15 protein-coding genes and 1 pseudogene are annotated in these 14,796 nt (G+C 67.2%); 11 read left to right on the top strand and 5 right to left on the bottom strand.

Going from position 1 to position 14,796, the window contains the following annotated elements:
* The 8 genes and pseudogenes from ACWDSL_RS46320 to ACWDSL_RS46285 form a co-directional block, all read left to right on the top strand.
* A pseudogene (locus ACWDSL_RS46320) lies at window positions 1–569 on the top strand (ABC transporter family substrate-binding protein); the annotation flags it as partial.
* A gap of 93 nt (window positions 570–662) precedes the next feature.
* A complete protein-coding gene (locus ACWDSL_RS46315) occupies window positions 663–1,307 on the top strand; it encodes a hypothetical protein (RefSeq protein WP_450494860.1) in 645 nt (214 codons plus the stop codon).
* Window positions 1,308–1,451: 144 nt separating this feature from the next.
* Window positions 1,452–3,317, top strand: coding sequence for a translational GTPase TypA (gene typA / locus ACWDSL_RS46310; RefSeq protein WP_450494859.1), 1,866 nt, complete (start codon window positions 1,452–1,454; stop codon window positions 3,315–3,317).
* Window positions 3,318–3,798: 481 nt separating this feature from the next.
* On the top strand, window positions 3,799–5,430 hold the full coding sequence (locus ACWDSL_RS46305; RefSeq protein ID WP_450494857.1) for a peptide ABC transporter substrate-binding protein: 1,632 nt from the start codon (window positions 3,799–3,801) through the stop codon (window positions 5,428–5,430).
* 86 nt (window positions 5,431–5,516) lie between these two features.
* Window positions 5,517–6,446 (top strand): ABC transporter permease, encoded by a 930-nt coding sequence (locus tag ACWDSL_RS46300; RefSeq protein WP_450494855.1) that lies wholly within the window; start codon window positions 5,517–5,519, stop codon window positions 6,444–6,446.
* Window positions 6,439–7,398, top strand: coding sequence for an ABC transporter permease (locus ACWDSL_RS46295; protein ID WP_450494853.1), 960 nt, complete (start codon window positions 6,439–6,441; stop codon window positions 7,396–7,398). The genes ACWDSL_RS46300 and ACWDSL_RS46295 overlap by 8 nt, the downstream gene beginning before the upstream one ends.
* A 26-nt stretch (window positions 7,399–7,424) precedes the next feature.
* Window positions 7,425–8,468, top strand: coding sequence for an ABC transporter ATP-binding protein (locus tag ACWDSL_RS46290; protein ID WP_450494864.1), 1,044 nt, complete (start codon window positions 7,425–7,427; stop codon window positions 8,466–8,468).
* A complete protein-coding gene (locus ACWDSL_RS46285) occupies window positions 8,461–9,621 on the top strand; it encodes an ABC transporter ATP-binding protein (protein WP_450494852.1) in 1,161 nt (386 codons plus the stop codon). The genes ACWDSL_RS46290 and ACWDSL_RS46285 overlap by 8 nt, the downstream gene beginning before the upstream one ends.
* A gap of 70 nt (window positions 9,622–9,691) precedes the next feature.
* On the opposite strand, the gene ACWDSL_RS46280 is transcribed toward ACWDSL_RS46285, so the two are convergent.
* The 3 genes from ACWDSL_RS46280 to ACWDSL_RS46270 all read right to left on the bottom strand — a co-directional run bounded on the left by ACWDSL_RS46280 (window position 9,692) and on the right by ACWDSL_RS46270 (window position 10,826).
* Window positions 9,692–9,967 carry a hypothetical protein gene (locus tag ACWDSL_RS46280; RefSeq protein ID WP_450494850.1) on the bottom strand — a complete coding sequence of 92 codons (276 nt, stop codon included), beginning with the start codon at window positions 9,965–9,967 and terminating at the stop codon, window positions 9,692–9,694.
* The gene (locus ACWDSL_RS46275) at window positions 9,964–10,326 is read right to left on the bottom strand and encodes a hypothetical protein (protein WP_450494849.1); all 363 of its coding nucleotides are present in this window, start codon (window positions 10,324–10,326) and stop codon (window positions 9,964–9,966) included. Before ACWDSL_RS46275 ends, ACWDSL_RS46280 begins: the two co-directional genes overlap by 4 nt.
* Before the next feature lie 62 nt (window positions 10,327–10,388).
* Window positions 10,389–10,826: an ATP-binding protein gene (locus ACWDSL_RS46270; protein ID WP_450494848.1), complete on the bottom strand. Its 438-nt coding sequence runs from the start codon at window positions 10,824–10,826 to the stop codon at window positions 10,389–10,391.
* A 158-nt stretch (window positions 10,827–10,984) separates the two neighbouring features.
* On the opposite strand from ACWDSL_RS46270, the gene ACWDSL_RS46265 reads away from it, so the two are divergent.
* Together ACWDSL_RS46265 and ACWDSL_RS46260 are read left to right on the top strand one after the other, a co-directional pair.
* Window positions 10,985–11,875, top strand: a complete 891-nt coding sequence (locus ACWDSL_RS46265) for a helix-turn-helix domain-containing protein (protein ID WP_450494847.1) — start codon at window positions 10,985–10,987, stop codon at window positions 11,873–11,875.
* Window positions 11,876–11,886: 11 nt separating this feature from the next.
* Window positions 11,887–12,084, top strand: coding sequence for a DUF397 domain-containing protein (locus ACWDSL_RS46260; RefSeq protein WP_450494846.1), 198 nt, complete (start codon window positions 11,887–11,889; stop codon window positions 12,082–12,084).
* 13 nt (window positions 12,085–12,097) lie between these two features.
* Here the strand turns inward: ACWDSL_RS46260 and ACWDSL_RS46255 are convergent, their stop codons facing one another.
* Both ACWDSL_RS46255 and ACWDSL_RS46250 read right to left on the bottom strand, forming a co-directional pair.
* A complete protein-coding gene (locus ACWDSL_RS46255) occupies window positions 12,098–12,331 on the bottom strand; it encodes a hypothetical protein (protein ID WP_450494844.1) in 234 nt (77 codons plus the stop codon).
* 413 nt (window positions 12,332–12,744) lie between these two features.
* Window positions 12,745–13,878 carry an FAD-dependent oxidoreductase gene (locus tag ACWDSL_RS46250; RefSeq protein ID WP_450494842.1) on the bottom strand — a complete coding sequence of 378 codons (1,134 nt, stop codon included), beginning with the start codon at window positions 13,876–13,878 and terminating at the stop codon, window positions 12,745–12,747.
* Between the two features lie 117 nt (window positions 13,879–13,995).
* Here ACWDSL_RS46250 and ACWDSL_RS46245 point away from each other — a divergent pair, with 117 nt between their 5' ends.
* Complete coding sequence (locus tag ACWDSL_RS46245; RefSeq protein ID WP_450494862.1) at window positions 13,996–14,682, top strand: TetR/AcrR family transcriptional regulator; 687 nt, start codon at window positions 13,996–13,998, stop codon at window positions 14,680–14,682.
* Window positions 14,683–14,796 lie beyond the last annotated feature (114 nt).

Below are 14,796 nucleotides of genomic sequence, written 5' to 3'. Positions count from 1 at the left end.
GCCCATGTACATGGCGATCTCCTCGACGCAGCCCAGGCGGGTGCCCTGGCGGTGCGCCGCTCGAGCTGCGCTTCGTGGTGCCGACCGGGGCCGGCACCGCCCCGCTGGGCAAGGTCAGCGCGCGCATCGCGCGGATGCTGGAGGGGATCGGCGTCCGCACCAAGATCACCAAGGTCTCGGGCAGCGGCTACTTCAAGGACCACATCGCCTCCGGCAACTACGACCTGGCCCTCTACTCCTGGCCCGCCAGCGCCTACCCCGCCACCGACGCCCGCCCGATCTACGCCAAGCCGCAGCCCGCTGCCGACGGCTCGCTGGTCGTCGAGCAGAACTACACCCGGGTGGGCACGGACCAGATCGACCAGCTCTTCGACGAGGCCGTCGCCGAGCTGGACTCCGGCTCCTCCCGGACCCTGGTCAGCCGCGCGGACGCGCGCATCTGGGCGGCGGCCGGGTCCATCCCGCTCTACCAGCGCCCCCAGCTGGTCGCGGCCGGAAAGAAGGTGGTCAACGCGGGCGCCTTCGGCTTCGCCACTCCGCGCTACCAGGACATCGGCTTCCGGAAGTAACCCTCAGGACTGCCTCAACTCCCTTGTCCGGTACGCCGATCGACGTGAAGCATGACGAGCGATCACGACACCGGACACATGGGGGAGGACGGTATGAAGCACGGATTGACCACGGCGCTCGCGGCCGTAGCGATCATGGCGGGGGCCGCGGGCTGTACGTCGGGCGGCTCCGACGGGGCCGCCCGCGGCGCCGCCCAGAACATCGCGGCCAAAAAGGCGTGCGCCGACGGCACGTACACCTGGCTGAACGTCTCCCGGCACCCGGTGGTGAACGCCATGGCGGTCACCACACAGAAGAGCGGCCACAAGGTCAGTACCCGTGGCGTCAAGCCGGTGGCCCGCTACACCGTCTCCGTCCGCGCCGAGGGCGCCGCCCTGCCCGCGAAGCAGGTGATCCGCGGTCTCGCCCAACACCTGAAGCCGACCCTCGGCGACGCGTTCACCCTGGTCGACCGGACTGGGCGAACGACCACGCACGACAAGCACGACTCCTACGGTGTGCGGACCGCCAAGACGTCCGGCCGCTATGTCACGGCCACCGCGTACGACCTGGTCGAGGCCGATTTCCGGTATGCCTGCGGCGACAAGACGGTCGGCTCCGGCCATGTGGTGTCGTGGGACCCCACCGAAGCCGAGATCATCCTGGAGTGCGGCGAGAAGCTCTCCAAGGAGGCGAGCGACGACTCGCGCGAGGCCGCCCGCCTGGGCTGTCGCGAGGGCGACCCCGCGCGCGCCTGAGTCCGGTCCCTCGGCCCGGTACGGGCGGGGCGGGCGTTACCGCCCCGTCCACGTACCATGGGGTGAGGCCGTGGCGTGATCTGCCCGGCAGGCGGGCGTGCCGGACGGTGCGCCGCCATCCACGATTCCGGGAGAAGCGCCGCAGTGCCCACGCGCCACGACATCCGTAACGTTGCCATCGTCGCCCACGTCGACCACGGCAAGACGACCCTCGTCGATGCCATGCTCAAGCAGGCCGGCGCGTTCGCCGCCCACCAGCACGTGGACGACCGGGTCATGGACTCCAACGACCTGGAGCGCGAGAAGGGCATCACCATTCTCGCCAAGAACACCGCCGTCAAGTACCACCCGGCGGACGGCGGGGACCCCGTCACCATCAACATCATCGACACCCCCGGCCACGCCGACTTCGGCGGTGAGGTCGAGCGCGGTCTGTCCATGGTCGACGCGGTGGTGCTGCTGGTGGACGCCTCCGAGGGCCCGCTGCCGCAGACCCGCTTCGTGCTGCGCAAGGCGCTGCAGGCCAAGCTGCCGGTCATCCTGTGCATCAACAAGACCGACCGCCCGGACGCCCGGATCGACGCGGTCGTCAACGAGACGTACGACCTCTTCCTGGATCTGGACGCGACCGAGGAGCAGATCGAGTTCCCGATCGTCTACGCCTGCGCCCGCGACGGCGTGGCCTCGCTGAACAAGCCGGAGGACGGCACCGTCCCGGCCGACAGCGACAGTCTGCAGCCCTTCTTCTCCACCCTCCTGACCACCATCCCGGCCCCCGAGTACGACGCCAGCGCCCCCCTCCAGGCCCATGTCACCAACCTGGACGCGGACAACTTCCTCGGCCGTATCGCGCTGCTCCGCGTCGAGCAGGGCGAGCTGAAGAAGGGGCAGACCGTCGCCTGGATCAAGCGTGACGGCTCGATTTCCAACGTCCGGATCACCGAGCTGCTGATGACCGAGGCGCTGACCCGTAAGCCCGCCGAGGTGGCCGGGCCCGGTGACATCTGCGCGGTCGCGGGCATCCCGGAGATCATGATCGGCGAGACCCTGGCCGACCCCGAGAACCCGATCGCACTCCCGCTGATCACGGTCGACGAGCCGGCCATCTCGATGACCATCGGGACCAATACCTCGCCGCTGGTCGGCAAGGGCGGCAAGGGCCACAAGGTCACCGCCCGGATGGTCAAGGACCGGCTCGACAAGGAGCTGGTCGGCAACGTCTCGCTGCGCGTACTGCCGACCGAGCGCCCGGATGCCTGGGAGGTCCAGGGCCGTGGCGAGCTGGCGCTGGCGATCCTGGTGGAGACCATGCGCCGCGAGGGCCACGAGCTGACTGTCGGCAAGCCGCAGGTGGTCACCAAGGAGATCGACGGCAAGGTCCACGAGCCGGTCGAGCGGATGACCATCGACAGCCCGGAGGAGCACCTGGGCGCCATCACTCAGCTGATGGCGTCGCGCAAGGGCCGTATGGAGACGATGACCAACCACGGCTCCGGATGGGTCCGGATGGAGTTCGTCGTCCCCGCCCGCGGTCTGATCGGCTTCCGTACGGAGTTCCTGACCGACACCCGCGGCACCGGTATCGCACACTCCATCTTCGAGGGCCACGAGCCGTGGTTCGGCGAGCTGCGCACCCGTAACAGCGGCTCGCTGGTGGCCGACCGCTCGGGCGCGGTGACCGCCTTCGCGATGACCAACCTCCAGGAGCGCGGCACGCTGTTCGTCTCCCCGGGCACCGAGGTGTACGAGGGCATGATCGTCGGCGAGAACTCCCGCTCCGACGACATGGACGTGAACATCACCAAGGAGAAGAAGCTCACCAATATGCGGTCCTCGACGGCGGATGTGACCGAGTCCCTGGTCCCGCCGCGGATGCTCTCGCTGGAGCAGTCCCTGGAGTTCTGCCGCGACGACGAGTGCGTCGAGGTGACGCCGGAGACGGTCCGTATCCGCAAGCTGGTGCTGGACCACAAGGACCGCGCCCGCACCGCCGCCCGCGCGAAGCGCTAACACAAAAGCACCAGCAAAAGTAATACCGGCCGATTACCTGGCGTAATCGGCCGGTATGGCGTCCTGCATATGCCAAGAGCCCGGAATTCCTGCCCACGAAGGGCGGGGTCCGGGCTCTTGCCATGTCAACAAGATGTCAGTCAAGCCCTTATTCGGCGATCATCGTCCGATTATCGGTGACTGCACTCCGCATGATGTGTTAACAGTCCGTTTCGCGTGTGTCTGTCTGCGGCAGATTTGTCCGGATTTCGAAGCTCCGCGCGTAGATCTCGTGACCAAAGCGAGACCCTTTAAGTGTGGTTTACGGGACTGTCGTGCTCAATTATTGGGTCCGTTGGGCTCGGGTCGATGGGTCACGCGCTGTGGGGAGCGCCGCCCTACGAGCACACGGGGGGTTCCGGTCCCGTTCGCTGTCAGGGGTGTCAGCGTGTCTCCGGTTGCCCCTTTCTGTAGTGACAGTGGACTCATGAGGAGGAGCCCCATGCGTGGTGCCAAGAGCGCCAAGTGGGTTGCCATAGCCGGCGTCGTCTCTCTCGCTGCCACCGCGTGCGGTGGTGGCGACGACAAGGGCAGCGACAATGCCAACAAGAAGATCGATCCCAAGGGGATCGTCAGCTACGCCAACGGTGAGCCGCAGAACTCGCTGATGCCGGCCAACACCATGGAGGCGTACGGCAGCGTCGTTATCGACTCCCTCTTCACGGGCCTTGTCGGCTACGACAAGTCCGGCAACATCACGTACGAGAACGCCGAGTCGGTCACGCCGAACGGCGACAACAGCGTGTGGACCGTCAAGCTGAAGCCGGGGTGGACGTTCCACAACGGTGAGAAGGTCACGGCCAAGTCCTACGTGGACACCTGGAACTGGGACGCCAACCCGGCCAATGGCATGCAGAACAGTGCCTGGTACCGCGACATCGAGGGGTACGACAAGGTCCACCCGGAGAAGGGCAAGGCCAAGGCCACGACCATGTCCGGGCTGAAGGTCGTCGACGACAACAGCTTCACCATCAAGCTGTCGAACCCGATCCCGTACTTCGCGTACAAGCTCGCCTACTCCTCCTTCTACCCGCTGCCCTCGGGCGCGCTGAAGGACCCGAAGAAGTTCGGCGAGAGCCCGGTCGGTAACGGTCCGTACAAGTTCAAGAGCTGGGAGCACAAGAAGTCGATCCAGGTCTCCGCCTGGGACGGCTACAAGGGTGACACCAAGCCGAAGAACGGCGGCATCAACTTCAAGGCGTACACGTCGCCGCAGGCCGCGTACAACGACCTGCGCTCGGACAACGTCGACAGCATGCCGCTGGTGCCGGACAGCGAGCTCGCCAACTACAAGCAGGACTTCGGCGACCGCGCGATCAACACCGACTTCTCCGCGCTCAACACGATCAACCCTGCCTTCTACACGAAGCAGTGGAAGAACATCGACGTCAAGGTCATCCAGGGCCTGTCGATGGCGATCGACCGCCCCACCATCGCCAAGACCACCTTCTTCGGCAACCGTGAGCCGGCCACCGGCTGGGTCGCCAAGGGCGTGAAGGGCTACCAGGCCGACGCGTGCGGTGAGTACTGCAAGTTCAACCCGGACAAGGCGAAGCAGCTCATCAAGGAAGGCGGCGGCGTCCCGGGCAACAAGATCTCGATCCAGTACAACGCCGACCAGCCGCACAAGGGCTGGGTCACCGCGGTCTGCAACAGCATCACCAAGGTGACCGGCGTGAAGTGCGTGGGCGACCCGACCACCGACTTCCAGGCCGACACCGAGATCCGTGACCAGAAGAAGGTCAAGTCGATCTACCGCTCCGGCTGGGTGCTCGACTACCCGTTCAACGGCAACTTCCTCGCCGACCTGTACGGCACGGGCGTGGACGGCAACAAGGGCGACTTCTCCGACCCGAAGTTCGACTCGCTGGTGAAGAAGGCCGACCGGGCCAAGACGGTTGACGACTCGGCGAAGCTGTACCAGGACGCCGAGAAGGAACTGCAGAACACGATGCCTGGCATCCCCACGTTCTACAACAAGGTCAACTCGGCCTACTCGAACAACGTGAAGAAGATCGAGTTCGACCAGGCCGGCGACCCCATCCTGTGGAACGTCGAGGTCTTCAAGAAGTAAGTCGCTAACGGAGCATTGCGCCCCGCAGCGGCGCCCGGTGATACCGGGCGCCGCTGCGGGCGGCTCCGGATTGGACGGAGGCACCTATGGGGCGCTACGTCGCGAGGCGACTGCTCCAGATGATCCCGGTGTTCATCGGGACGACGCTGTTGATCTTCCTCATGGTCAACGTGCTACCCGGCGACCCTGTACGGGCGCTGTGGGGGGACAAGCCGCCGGACCCTGCGCAGGTCGCGCAGATCCGGCACGACCGAGGGCTGGACCTTCCGCTGTGGAAGCAGTACCTGCACTACATGTGGGGTCTGCTCCAGGGAGACTTCGGTCGGACCATCGCCGGTAACCGGCCGGTCCTCGACGAGATCACGCGGGCGTTCCCGGTGTCAATGCGGCTCGCCGCCATGGCCTGGACCTTCGAGCTCGTCGTCGGTATCACCCTGGGCGTCATCGCCGGCATCCGGCTCGGCAAGATCGTTGACACCGCTGTCACGCTGTTCACCCTGGTGGTCATCTCCGTCCCGATCTTCGTCATCGGTCTGGTTTGCCAGCTGTACTTCGGAAACGACCTCGGATGGATCACACCGACCGTCCAGGACTCCACCAACTTCAGTCAGCTGATGGTCCCGGCCCTGGTGCTCGGCATGGTCGGCCTCGCGTACGTGGCCCGGCTGACCCGCACCTCGATCGCGGAGAACCGGTCCGCCGACTACATCCGCACGGCTACCGCCAAGGGTCTGCCGCGCAGGCGGATCATCACGGTGCACCTGCTGCGCAACTCGCTGATCCCCGTGGTCACCTACCTCGGCACCGACATCGGCAGCCTCATGGCCGGCGCCGTCGTGACGGAGGGCATCTTCAATGTGACCGGCGTCGGCAACCTGCTCTTCGAGGCGCTGGCGCGCCGCGAGGGTGCGGTCATCGTCGGCATCGTCACCGTCCTGGTGCTCGTCTATCTCCTCGCCAGCCTGCTCGTCGACCTGCTCTACGCGGTCCTGGACCCGAGGATTCGTTATGCCTGACCTCACCAAGACCTCGTCCGCGAGCGAGGAAGCCGCCGCGGTCGCCGGGTCCACGCCCGTCACCACGGATGCCGGTCCGGCGCCCGAGAAGCCGCGCAGCCTCGGTGCCGACGCCTGGCGGGGTCTGCGCCGCAATCCGCTGTTCGTGATCTCGGGGCTGCTGGTCCTGCTGGTCCTGGTCGTCGCCGCGTTCCCGGGGCTGTTCACCAGCGCCAGCCCGACCACCGGCGACCAGGCCAACCACTTCCTGGGCAAGCCGAACCTCGGCCATGTCTTCCAGGAGGACTGGTTCGGCTACGACGGCACGGGCCGCAGCCTGTACGCGCGGGTGCTCTACGGCGCTCGCAACTCGATCATCGTCGGCCTCGGCGTGACGATCCTCGTCACCGTCTTCGGCGGTCTGATGGGCATGCTCGCCGGCTACTTCGGCGGGTTCTGGGACAGCCTCATCTCACGTCTGACCGACGTGTTCTTCGGCATCCCGTTCCTGCTCGGCTCGATGGTCGTGCTCAACGCGTTCACCCACCGCACCGTCTGGGTGGTCATGGGCGCGCTGGCCTTCCTGGGCTGGACGCAGATCACCCGTGTCATGCGAGGCGCGGTCATCACGACCAAACACGCGGACTACGTCGTCGCGGCCAAGGCCCTGGGCGCCGGCACCAGGCGGATCCTGTTCCGGCACATCCTGCCGAACGCGATCGCACCGGTGATCGTCGTCGCGACCATCTCGCTCGGCACGTACATCGTCGCCGAGTCGACGCTGTCCTATCTGGGTCTCGGGCTCAGTGACGACTCCATCTCCTGGGGCAGTGACATCTCGGACGGCACCCAGTTCATCCGTAACTTCCCGCACGTACTGCTCTTCCCGGCCGGCGCCCTGAGCATCACCGTGCTGGCGTTCATCATGATGGGTGACGCCGTGCGCGAAGCCCTCGACCCGAAGCTGCGCTGAGGGAGGCGTACGTGACCATCACCGACATGCCTGCGGGCGTCCCCGCGCCCCGCTCGGGCGAGGACAGCGGTGGCAAGCTGCTCGAGGTGCGCGATCTGCACGTCGAGTTCCACACCCGCGACGGCATCGCCAAGGCCGTCAACGGAGTCAACTACAGCGTGGACGCGGGCGAAACCCTCGCCGTGCTCGGTGAGTCCGGCTCCGGAAAGTCCGTGACCGCGCAGGCGATCATGGGCATCCTCGATATGCCCCCGGGCAAGATCCCGCAGGGCGAGATCCTCTTCCGCGGTCAGGACATGCTGAAGATGTCCGGCGAGGAGCGCCGGAAGATCCGCGGCAACAAGATCGCGATGATCTTCCAGGACGCGCTGTCCTCCCTGAACCCGGTGCTCTCCGTCGGCTACCAGCTCGGCGAGATGTTCCGGGTCCACCAGGGCCTGTCCAAGAAGGCGGCCAAGGCCAAGGCCATCGAACTGATGGACCGGGTGCGCATCCCGGCGGCGAAGGAGCGCGTCAGCGACTATCCGCATCAGTTCTCCGGCGGTATGCGCCAGCGCATCATGATCGCGATGGCGCTCGCCCTGGAACCCGATCTGATCATCGCCGACGAGCCCACCACCGCCCTGGACGTGACCGTCCAGGCCCAGGTCATGGAGCTGCTCGCGGAGCTTCAGCGCGAGTACCACATGGGTCTGATCCTGATCACCCACGACCTCGGCGTCGTCGCCGACGTCGCCGACAAGATCGCGGTGATGTACGCGGGCCGGATCGTCGAGACCGCCCCCGTCCATGAGCTCTACAAGCGCCCGGCCCACCCGTACACCCGGGGTCTGCTGGAGTCGATCCCGCGCCTGGACCGCAAGGGCCAGGAGCTCTACGCGATCAAGGGCCTGCCGCCCAACCTGCTCAAGATCCCGACCGGCTGCGCCTTCAACCCGCGCTGCCCCAAGGCGCAGGACATCTGCCGCACCGACGTCCCTGTGCTGGAGCCGGTCACCGAGCAGGACGGCACCCCGCTGCCGGGCCGCGGCAGCGCGTGCCACTTCTGGAAGGAGACGATCCATGGCTGACATCGAGAAGAACGACGAGGCCGTGGACGCCACCCCCGCCGACGCGACCCCCAACGTCACCGAGGTCGAGGTCGTCAAGGCCGCCACCGAGGAGGCGGCCGTCGCCGCCATCGACGCCCCCGTCGAGCGCGGCGAGCCCATCCTCCAGGTACGGAACCTGGTCAAGCACTTCCCGCTGACCCAGGGCATCCTCTTCAAGCGCCATATCGGCGCGGTGAAGGCCGTCGACGGCGTCTCCTTCGACCTCTACCAGGGCGAAACCCTCGGCATCGTAGGCGAGTCCGGCTGCGGCAAGTCGACCGTCGCCAAGCTGCTGATGACCCTGGAGACCGCGACCGCGGGCGAGGTCTTCTACAAGGGCCAGGACATCACCAGGCTGTCCGGCCGCGCCCTCAAGGCCGTCCGGCGCAACATCCAGATGGTGTTCCAGGACCCGTACACCTCGCTGAACCCCCGTATGACGGTGGGCGACATCATCGGGGAGCCCTTCGAGATCCACCCCGAGGTGGCCCCGAAGGGCGACCGCCGCCGGAAGGTCCAGGACCTCCTGGACGTCGTCGGCCTCAACCCCGAGTACATCAACCGCTATCCGCACCAGTTCTCCGGCGGTCAGCGCCAGCGCATCGGCATCGCGCGCGGCCTGGCCCTCAACCCGGAGATCATCATCTGTGATGAGCCGGTCTCCGCGCTGGATGTGTCGGTGCAGGCACAGGTCATCAACCTGATGGAGAAGCTGCAGGACGAGTTCAACCTCTCCTACCTCTTCATCGCCCACGACCTGTCCATCGTGCGCCACATCTCCGACCGCGTCGGCGTGATGTACCTGGGCAAGATGGCCGAGATCGGCACCGACACCGAGATCTACGACCACCCCACCCACCCGTACACCCAGGCCCTGCTCTCCGCGGTCCCGGTCCCCGACCCGGCGTCCCGCGAGGGCCGCGAGCGCATCATCCTCGCCGGCGACGTCCCCTCCCCGGCCAACCCGCCCTCCGGCTGCCGCTTCCGCACCCGCTGCTGGAAGGCCGAGGACCGCTGCGCGAAGGAGATCCCCCTCCTCGCCATCCCCGAGCGCTTCGCGGGCTCGGACTCGCCCGCGGCGCACGAGTCGGCGTGCCACTTCGCGGAGGAGAAGGACGTGGTCCACGCCTAGGGTTTTCTTCTTGGGCCACGACGAGGGCCGCCCGGACCGTGTTGACGGTCCCGGCGGCCCTCGTGGTTGTTCAGGACCCGCCTGATTCGGGCCAATGCTGCACCCGGATGATGAAGACGGTGGTGAAGCGACGGTGCTCCTGGTACCAGACGATCAGTCGGCCCTCCGCGTGGTCGAGTAATCCCGACACCCCGGATTCATGCACCGGTGGGTCACCGAGGTACTTGACGGCAGCGGCGTCGGCCAGCCGCTGAGCAAGCCGCTCCACATCGTGCTTGATCTGGGGGTCGAGTCCGCCGACCACGTTTTCCGTGTCGGGCAGGTACTCCCAGGTCCAATCGCTCACGCGGCGACCTCGCGGCGCGCGGCATCCAATAGCTTTCCGATCTCGGCCGAGGCGCGCCGGGCGTCTTCGATGCTGGGCGCCTCGGCCACGGCCGCCTCCAGTTCGTGCAGCCGCCGAGCCCGGTCCGGGTAGCGCCGCAGCGCCACGAATACCCCCCAGCGGTGGAGGAAGGTGTGCATGGGGACAGTGCTGTCGGTCTGCACCGCCTCCTGCCAGGCGCTGTGGAATTCTTCTTCGAACCGGACAGCCGCGCTGAGATCCAGGGAGCGCACGGCGACGCGCAGCGCCTGCTCGGTCAGCGGCGGCATGGGGAACAGCGGCTCGTCGTGGTGGGAGTCCTCTATGGGCTGAGTGCTCACGGCGCTGTCTCCTCCGGTGTGCCGTAGGCCGTCCAGGCGGGGCGGTCGCTGCAGGCCAATGTTCATCCATTTTGCCCGATCGTGGGCGGCGGAGGGTTGAGCGTGAACCATACGGCCTTGCCGGTGACGCCCGCGTCCTTGTCGGTGTAGTCGTGCACGCCCCACGCGTCCGAGCAGTGCTCGACGAGAGCGAGGCCCCGGCCGTTCTCGTCGTCTGCCCGGGCGGGCACCGGCTGAGGCAGGCCGTCGCCGGAGTCCCATACGGTGACGCGGAAGTCGGGGGGTGCGGGCTCCCAGTCCATGCTGACGTAGGAGTCGGTCTCGGTGTTGCGGTACGCGTTGGTGACCAACTCGGAGACGAGCAGTTCTGCGGTGTCGACGATGCAGTCGAGGCGGGCTGCTTTGAGGACGTGGCGGATGGTGGCCCGGACGACGCCCACGGCGCGGGGGTCGTGGGGGATGAACAGGCCGTAGGACCAGGGCTCTTCGGGCGTGCGCATGTGGCAGCCTCCGGGTGAGTGCCTTCTGTGACTGGCGCCATACGTACGGTATCGACTCGCCGCGTATACGTACAACCCAGTTGGCTGGATGGTGGTTACGGAGTGGACGCATCCGCCTGCACCGCGCAACACTCACCCCAGGTGAAAGGGGAATCCGCATGGGACTCAGGGCCGATCCCACGTATCGACAGCGCCGGTTCGGCGTCGAGGTGCGCAGGCTGCGAGAGGCGGCAGGGCTGACTGTTGGTGAGGCTGCGCAGGTGCTGGGGATGCGCCAACCGCACCTCAGCAACGCCGAAGCGGGCCGGACGAACCTGTCGGAGGAGCGGCTTCGGAAGCTGGCTTGGGCACTCGGCGGTACATATACGTACCCCGTTGACGCCTTGCTGGCCCTGGGACGGGATTCCGGCAAGGGATGGTGGAGCGACTACGGCGCGACTCTCGGCGCGAATCACCTGGACTTGGCCGAGCTGGAAGCCGGGGCCGTCGCCCTGCGCAATTACGAGCTGCTGTTCATCCCAGGGTTGCTGCAGACCTTCGAGTACGCCACCGCTGTCCACAGCAGTGGCTTTTCCCCTGCCGTGAACGAAGTGCGCGAGACGGCCGTCGAGTTCCGGATGCGGCGCCAGCGAGTTCTCACCGGTGACCGGGCCCCGCGGTTGCACGCGATCATCCATGAGGCGGCGCTGCGCGTGCTGTACGGCGGCCGCGCGGTGATGCGCGATCAGCTCCTGCGGCTGATCGAGGTGTCGCGGCTGCCCAACGTGACGATCCAGGTGATCTCGATCGAAGACGAGGGCCGTAGCGCATTCAGCCACCCGTTCCTGCTGATCGAACCGAACGTGGTGGAATTGGGGACGGTGTTGGTCGACCAAGTGGGCAAGGCCCAGTTCCTTGATGACCGTCAATCGGTCGCCGAATACGGGCAGTCGTTCGCCCGGCTGAGCGAGCTGGCCCTGCCGCCCCTTGATGCCGAGGCCGTGCCGGAGACCCGTACAGCGAAGGACTCGCTCGGGCTCATCCAGCACGTCCTGTATCCCCTGCTCTAGGAGAGGTCCGTATGTCCGCGATTCAGTGGCGCAAGTCCAGCTTCAGCACGGGGGACGCTCCCAACTGCGTGGAACTCGCCGCAGACCCCACGGGAACCCCCCACCTCCGCGAGAGCGACGACCCGGAGGTCGTCATAGCCACGACCCCGACCGCGCTCCGCTCGTTCCTGCGGGCGGCGAAGGCTGGGGAGTTCGACCGGATGAGCTAGTGCCCGATGACGGTCACTTCATGACGCAGACCTTGTGGCCCTCAATCCAGACCTTGTAGGTCTTGCCGTTGTGGGTGACCGTCTTGGTCTTGGGCTTCATCTCCTTGCAGTGTTTGCCCGTCATGGTGGGCGAAGGCGTGGGCGATGGGGTCGCGGAAGCGGTACTCGTGGAGGTCACTGCCACTCCACTGGCCAGCAGGGCCGCCGCAGCACCGGTGGCCAAGGTGCGTACGATCGAGTTCCGCATCACTGTCACCTTCTCAGATCGACTCTGAACTGCCTTTATTCAATTCTTCGCTCGCTCTCGGCGAGGGCGCACGTCGATCACACGCGCCGCTGAGCGGCATTCGGCGTGGGCGGGTGTCGCTTTCGTCTCGCGCCTTTGGCGCAAAGAAGGCGGGCTACGGGGAGCGGGGGAGGGGCCGGGGCGCCGTTGCCGTCCGGAGCGCATCGGGCGCCGTGCCGCCTCGTGGATGCTCTGCTCCACCCCATGAGTCCAACCTCCCGAGGCGCCTCCCCCCACCCCCTCTAAAAGAACTGCTTGCCCGGTTACTTGCTCTGCATCAAACGCTTTTCTGCAAGGGGGTGTGGGGGAGCCCCGAACCGGACCGCCTTCCCCCGCTTCCCGTAGCCCGCCATGCCCCGGAGCGCGGCCGTGGGTCACGAGTCCTGCTCGGCTCCAGTCATCAGGGCGAGCAGGCTGTGGGGCGCGTCGTCATCAATCATGATCGTGTAGAAGTCGTCGTCTGATGCCTCTACGGCGGCGGCGCGGGCGAACATGCCCCGTTCGTGGTCGGCGAGCGCGGCCTCCACATCGTCGGGGTACGCGGCGAGGGCTTGGCCGAGCTCGGCGCCGTCCTGCATGGCCAGGTTGGCGCCTTCGCCGTTCGGCGCCCTGAGGTGCGCGGCGTCGCCGAGCAGGGTCACCCCCGGCACGCGGTCCCAGCGGTGCCCGGCCAGCAGTGTGAAGATGGGGCGCAGGACCGGCGGGGTGTCGCTGTCGGTGATCAGGGCGGTGAGTTCAGGGGCCCAGCCGTCGAACTCCTTCACGACCCGTGCGGTCAGGGCTGCGGCATCGGTGGTGCCGAGGCCGGCGAACCAGTCCTGGACCTTCCTCAGCTGCGCATAGGTGTGCAGGGTTCCGCCGCCCTCCCGATGGGCCAGCAGTCCCTTTCCCGGTGCGAGCGCGAACAGCGACCCGGCCCCGACTGCCTTCGCGGAAGCGGGGTGGCGGGTGTCGCTGTCGAACAGGAACGTCTCCACGCTGCAGACGCCGAAGTACTCGGGGGTGGCCTCGGAGAGCAGCGGGCGTACCCGCGACCACGCGCCGTCGGCGCCGATGAGCAGGCTCGCGACGAGCGTCGGGCCGTCGGCGAAGCTCACCTCGTGGCGGCTCTCGCCGAGGTCTCGCACCGCGGTGACCTTGTGCCCCCAGCGGACAGTGCCGGCGGGCAGTGAGTCGAGCAGCAACTGCCGCAGCTTTGCGCGCGGCACTTCGGGGTGTTCGCCGATGCCGTCGTCGGGCAGGTCGAGCAGCACGTTCCCCGCCTGGTCCAGGACCCGGTACGCCTCGCGGCCGGGCAGGATCAGCTTGCGGAACTCCTCGATCAGGCCGGCCGCTTCCAGGGCCGCCTGCCCGTTGTAGGGGTGGATGTCGAGCAGACCTCCCTGGCGGCGGGCGTCCGGCGAGGGCTCCGCCTCGTAGACCGTGGCCGGGATGCCGTGCACGTGCAGCAGGCGGGCCAGCGTCAGACCGCCTAGACCTGCTCCGATGATCGTGACCGGTGTCGTCATGGGTTCCTCCCAAGCCTGCGGGCATTGCGGGGTGCTGCGACGTTCCCGTTGGATCGCCACTCCAAAACGCTAGCACCATGTTGGATCGACGATCCATTCCGTGGGATGCTGGGGACCATGGTGAGGAGAACGGCGAAGGGATCTGCGCGGGCCCCGCGGCGCACGGCCGGCCTGTCGAGAGAGCTGATCATCGAGACCGCGATCGAGCTCTTGGACAGCGGCGGCGAGAAGGCGCTGACGCTGCGCGAGCTCACCGTGCGCCTGAGCACCGGCTACGGAGCGATCTACCACCACGTCGCGGACAAGAGCGATCTACTCGCGACGGCCGCTGACGACGTCATCACCGACGTACTGTCCGGCGCGGTCACCGATGCGGATCCACGCGCTGCTCTGCGCCGCCTCGCCCTGGGCCTGTTCGATGCGATCGACGCACATCCCTGGGTCGGGGCAGAGCTCTCCCGCCAACCGTGGCGGCCCGCACTGCTGGACTTTTACGAGAGCATCGGCCGCTCGCTGGACGCCCTCGACGTCCCCGAAAAAGCGCGCGTCGACGTGGCCGGCACGCTCATGAACTACGTCCTCGGCGTCGCTGCGCAGAACGCCGCGAACGCACGGCTCCGCGCCGGCAGCGACACGGACCGAGAGACCTTCCTGGAGCACGCTGCCGCGCAATGGGCGCAGATCGACCCCGGCCAGTACCCGTTCGTGCACGCGGCGGCGACGCAGCTGCGCGAGCACGACGACCGCGAACAATTCCTCGTCGGAGTCGACATCTTCCTGGCCGGTATCTCAACCCTGCGCTAGAAGAGCGATGCGGCGGCTTGATGATGATCCGCACGCACGGCGGTTTGCGGTGAGTATGAGACAGCGACACGCCGACGCGACGGCGTGTCGCTGTCCCATACTCACCGCAGATCT

This window comes from Streptomyces sp. NPDC000941 (assembly GCF_053599555.1).
Note: the sequence above shows the minus strand (reverse complement) of the source record. Positions and strands in the feature narration are given on the sequence as shown.

Coding starts and splice junctions, on each gene's coding strand:
- ACWDSL_RS46250 (WP_450494842.1), bottom strand. CDS start 13,878: ATGACGACACCGGTCACGATCATCGGAGCAGGTCTAGGCGGTCTGACG.
- ACWDSL_RS46285 (WP_450494852.1), top strand. CDS start 8,461: ATGGCTGACATCGAGAAGAACGACGAGGCCGTGGACGCCACCCCCGCC.
- ACWDSL_RS46305 (WP_450494857.1), top strand. CDS start 3,799: ATGCGTGGTGCCAAGAGCGCCAAGTGGGTTGCCATAGCCGGCGTCGTC.
- ACWDSL_RS46300 (WP_450494855.1), top strand. CDS start 5,517: ATGGGGCGCTACGTCGCGAGGCGACTGCTCCAGATGATCCCGGTGTTC.
- ACWDSL_RS46315 (WP_450494860.1), top strand. CDS start 663: ATGAAGCACGGATTGACCACGGCGCTCGCGGCCGTAGCGATCATGGCG.
- ACWDSL_RS46265 (WP_450494847.1), top strand. CDS start 10,985: ATGGGACTCAGGGCCGATCCCACGTATCGACAGCGCCGGTTCGGCGTC.
- ACWDSL_RS46255 (WP_450494844.1), bottom strand. CDS start 12,331: ATGCGGAACTCGATCGTACGCACCTTGGCCACCGGTGCTGCGGCGGCC.
- ACWDSL_RS46270 (WP_450494848.1), bottom strand. CDS start 10,826: ATGCGCACGCCCGAAGAGCCCTGGTCCTACGGCCTGTTCATCCCCCAC.
- ACWDSL_RS46290 (WP_450494864.1), top strand. CDS start 7,425: ATGCCTGCGGGCGTCCCCGCGCCCCGCTCGGGCGAGGACAGCGGTGGC.
- ACWDSL_RS46260 (WP_450494846.1), top strand. CDS start 11,887: ATGTCCGCGATTCAGTGGCGCAAGTCCAGCTTCAGCACGGGGGACGCT.
- ACWDSL_RS46245 (WP_450494862.1), top strand. CDS start 13,996: ATGGTGAGGAGAACGGCGAAGGGATCTGCGCGGGCCCCGCGGCGCACG.
- ACWDSL_RS46295 (WP_450494853.1), top strand. CDS start 6,439: ATGCCTGACCTCACCAAGACCTCGTCCGCGAGCGAGGAAGCCGCCGCG.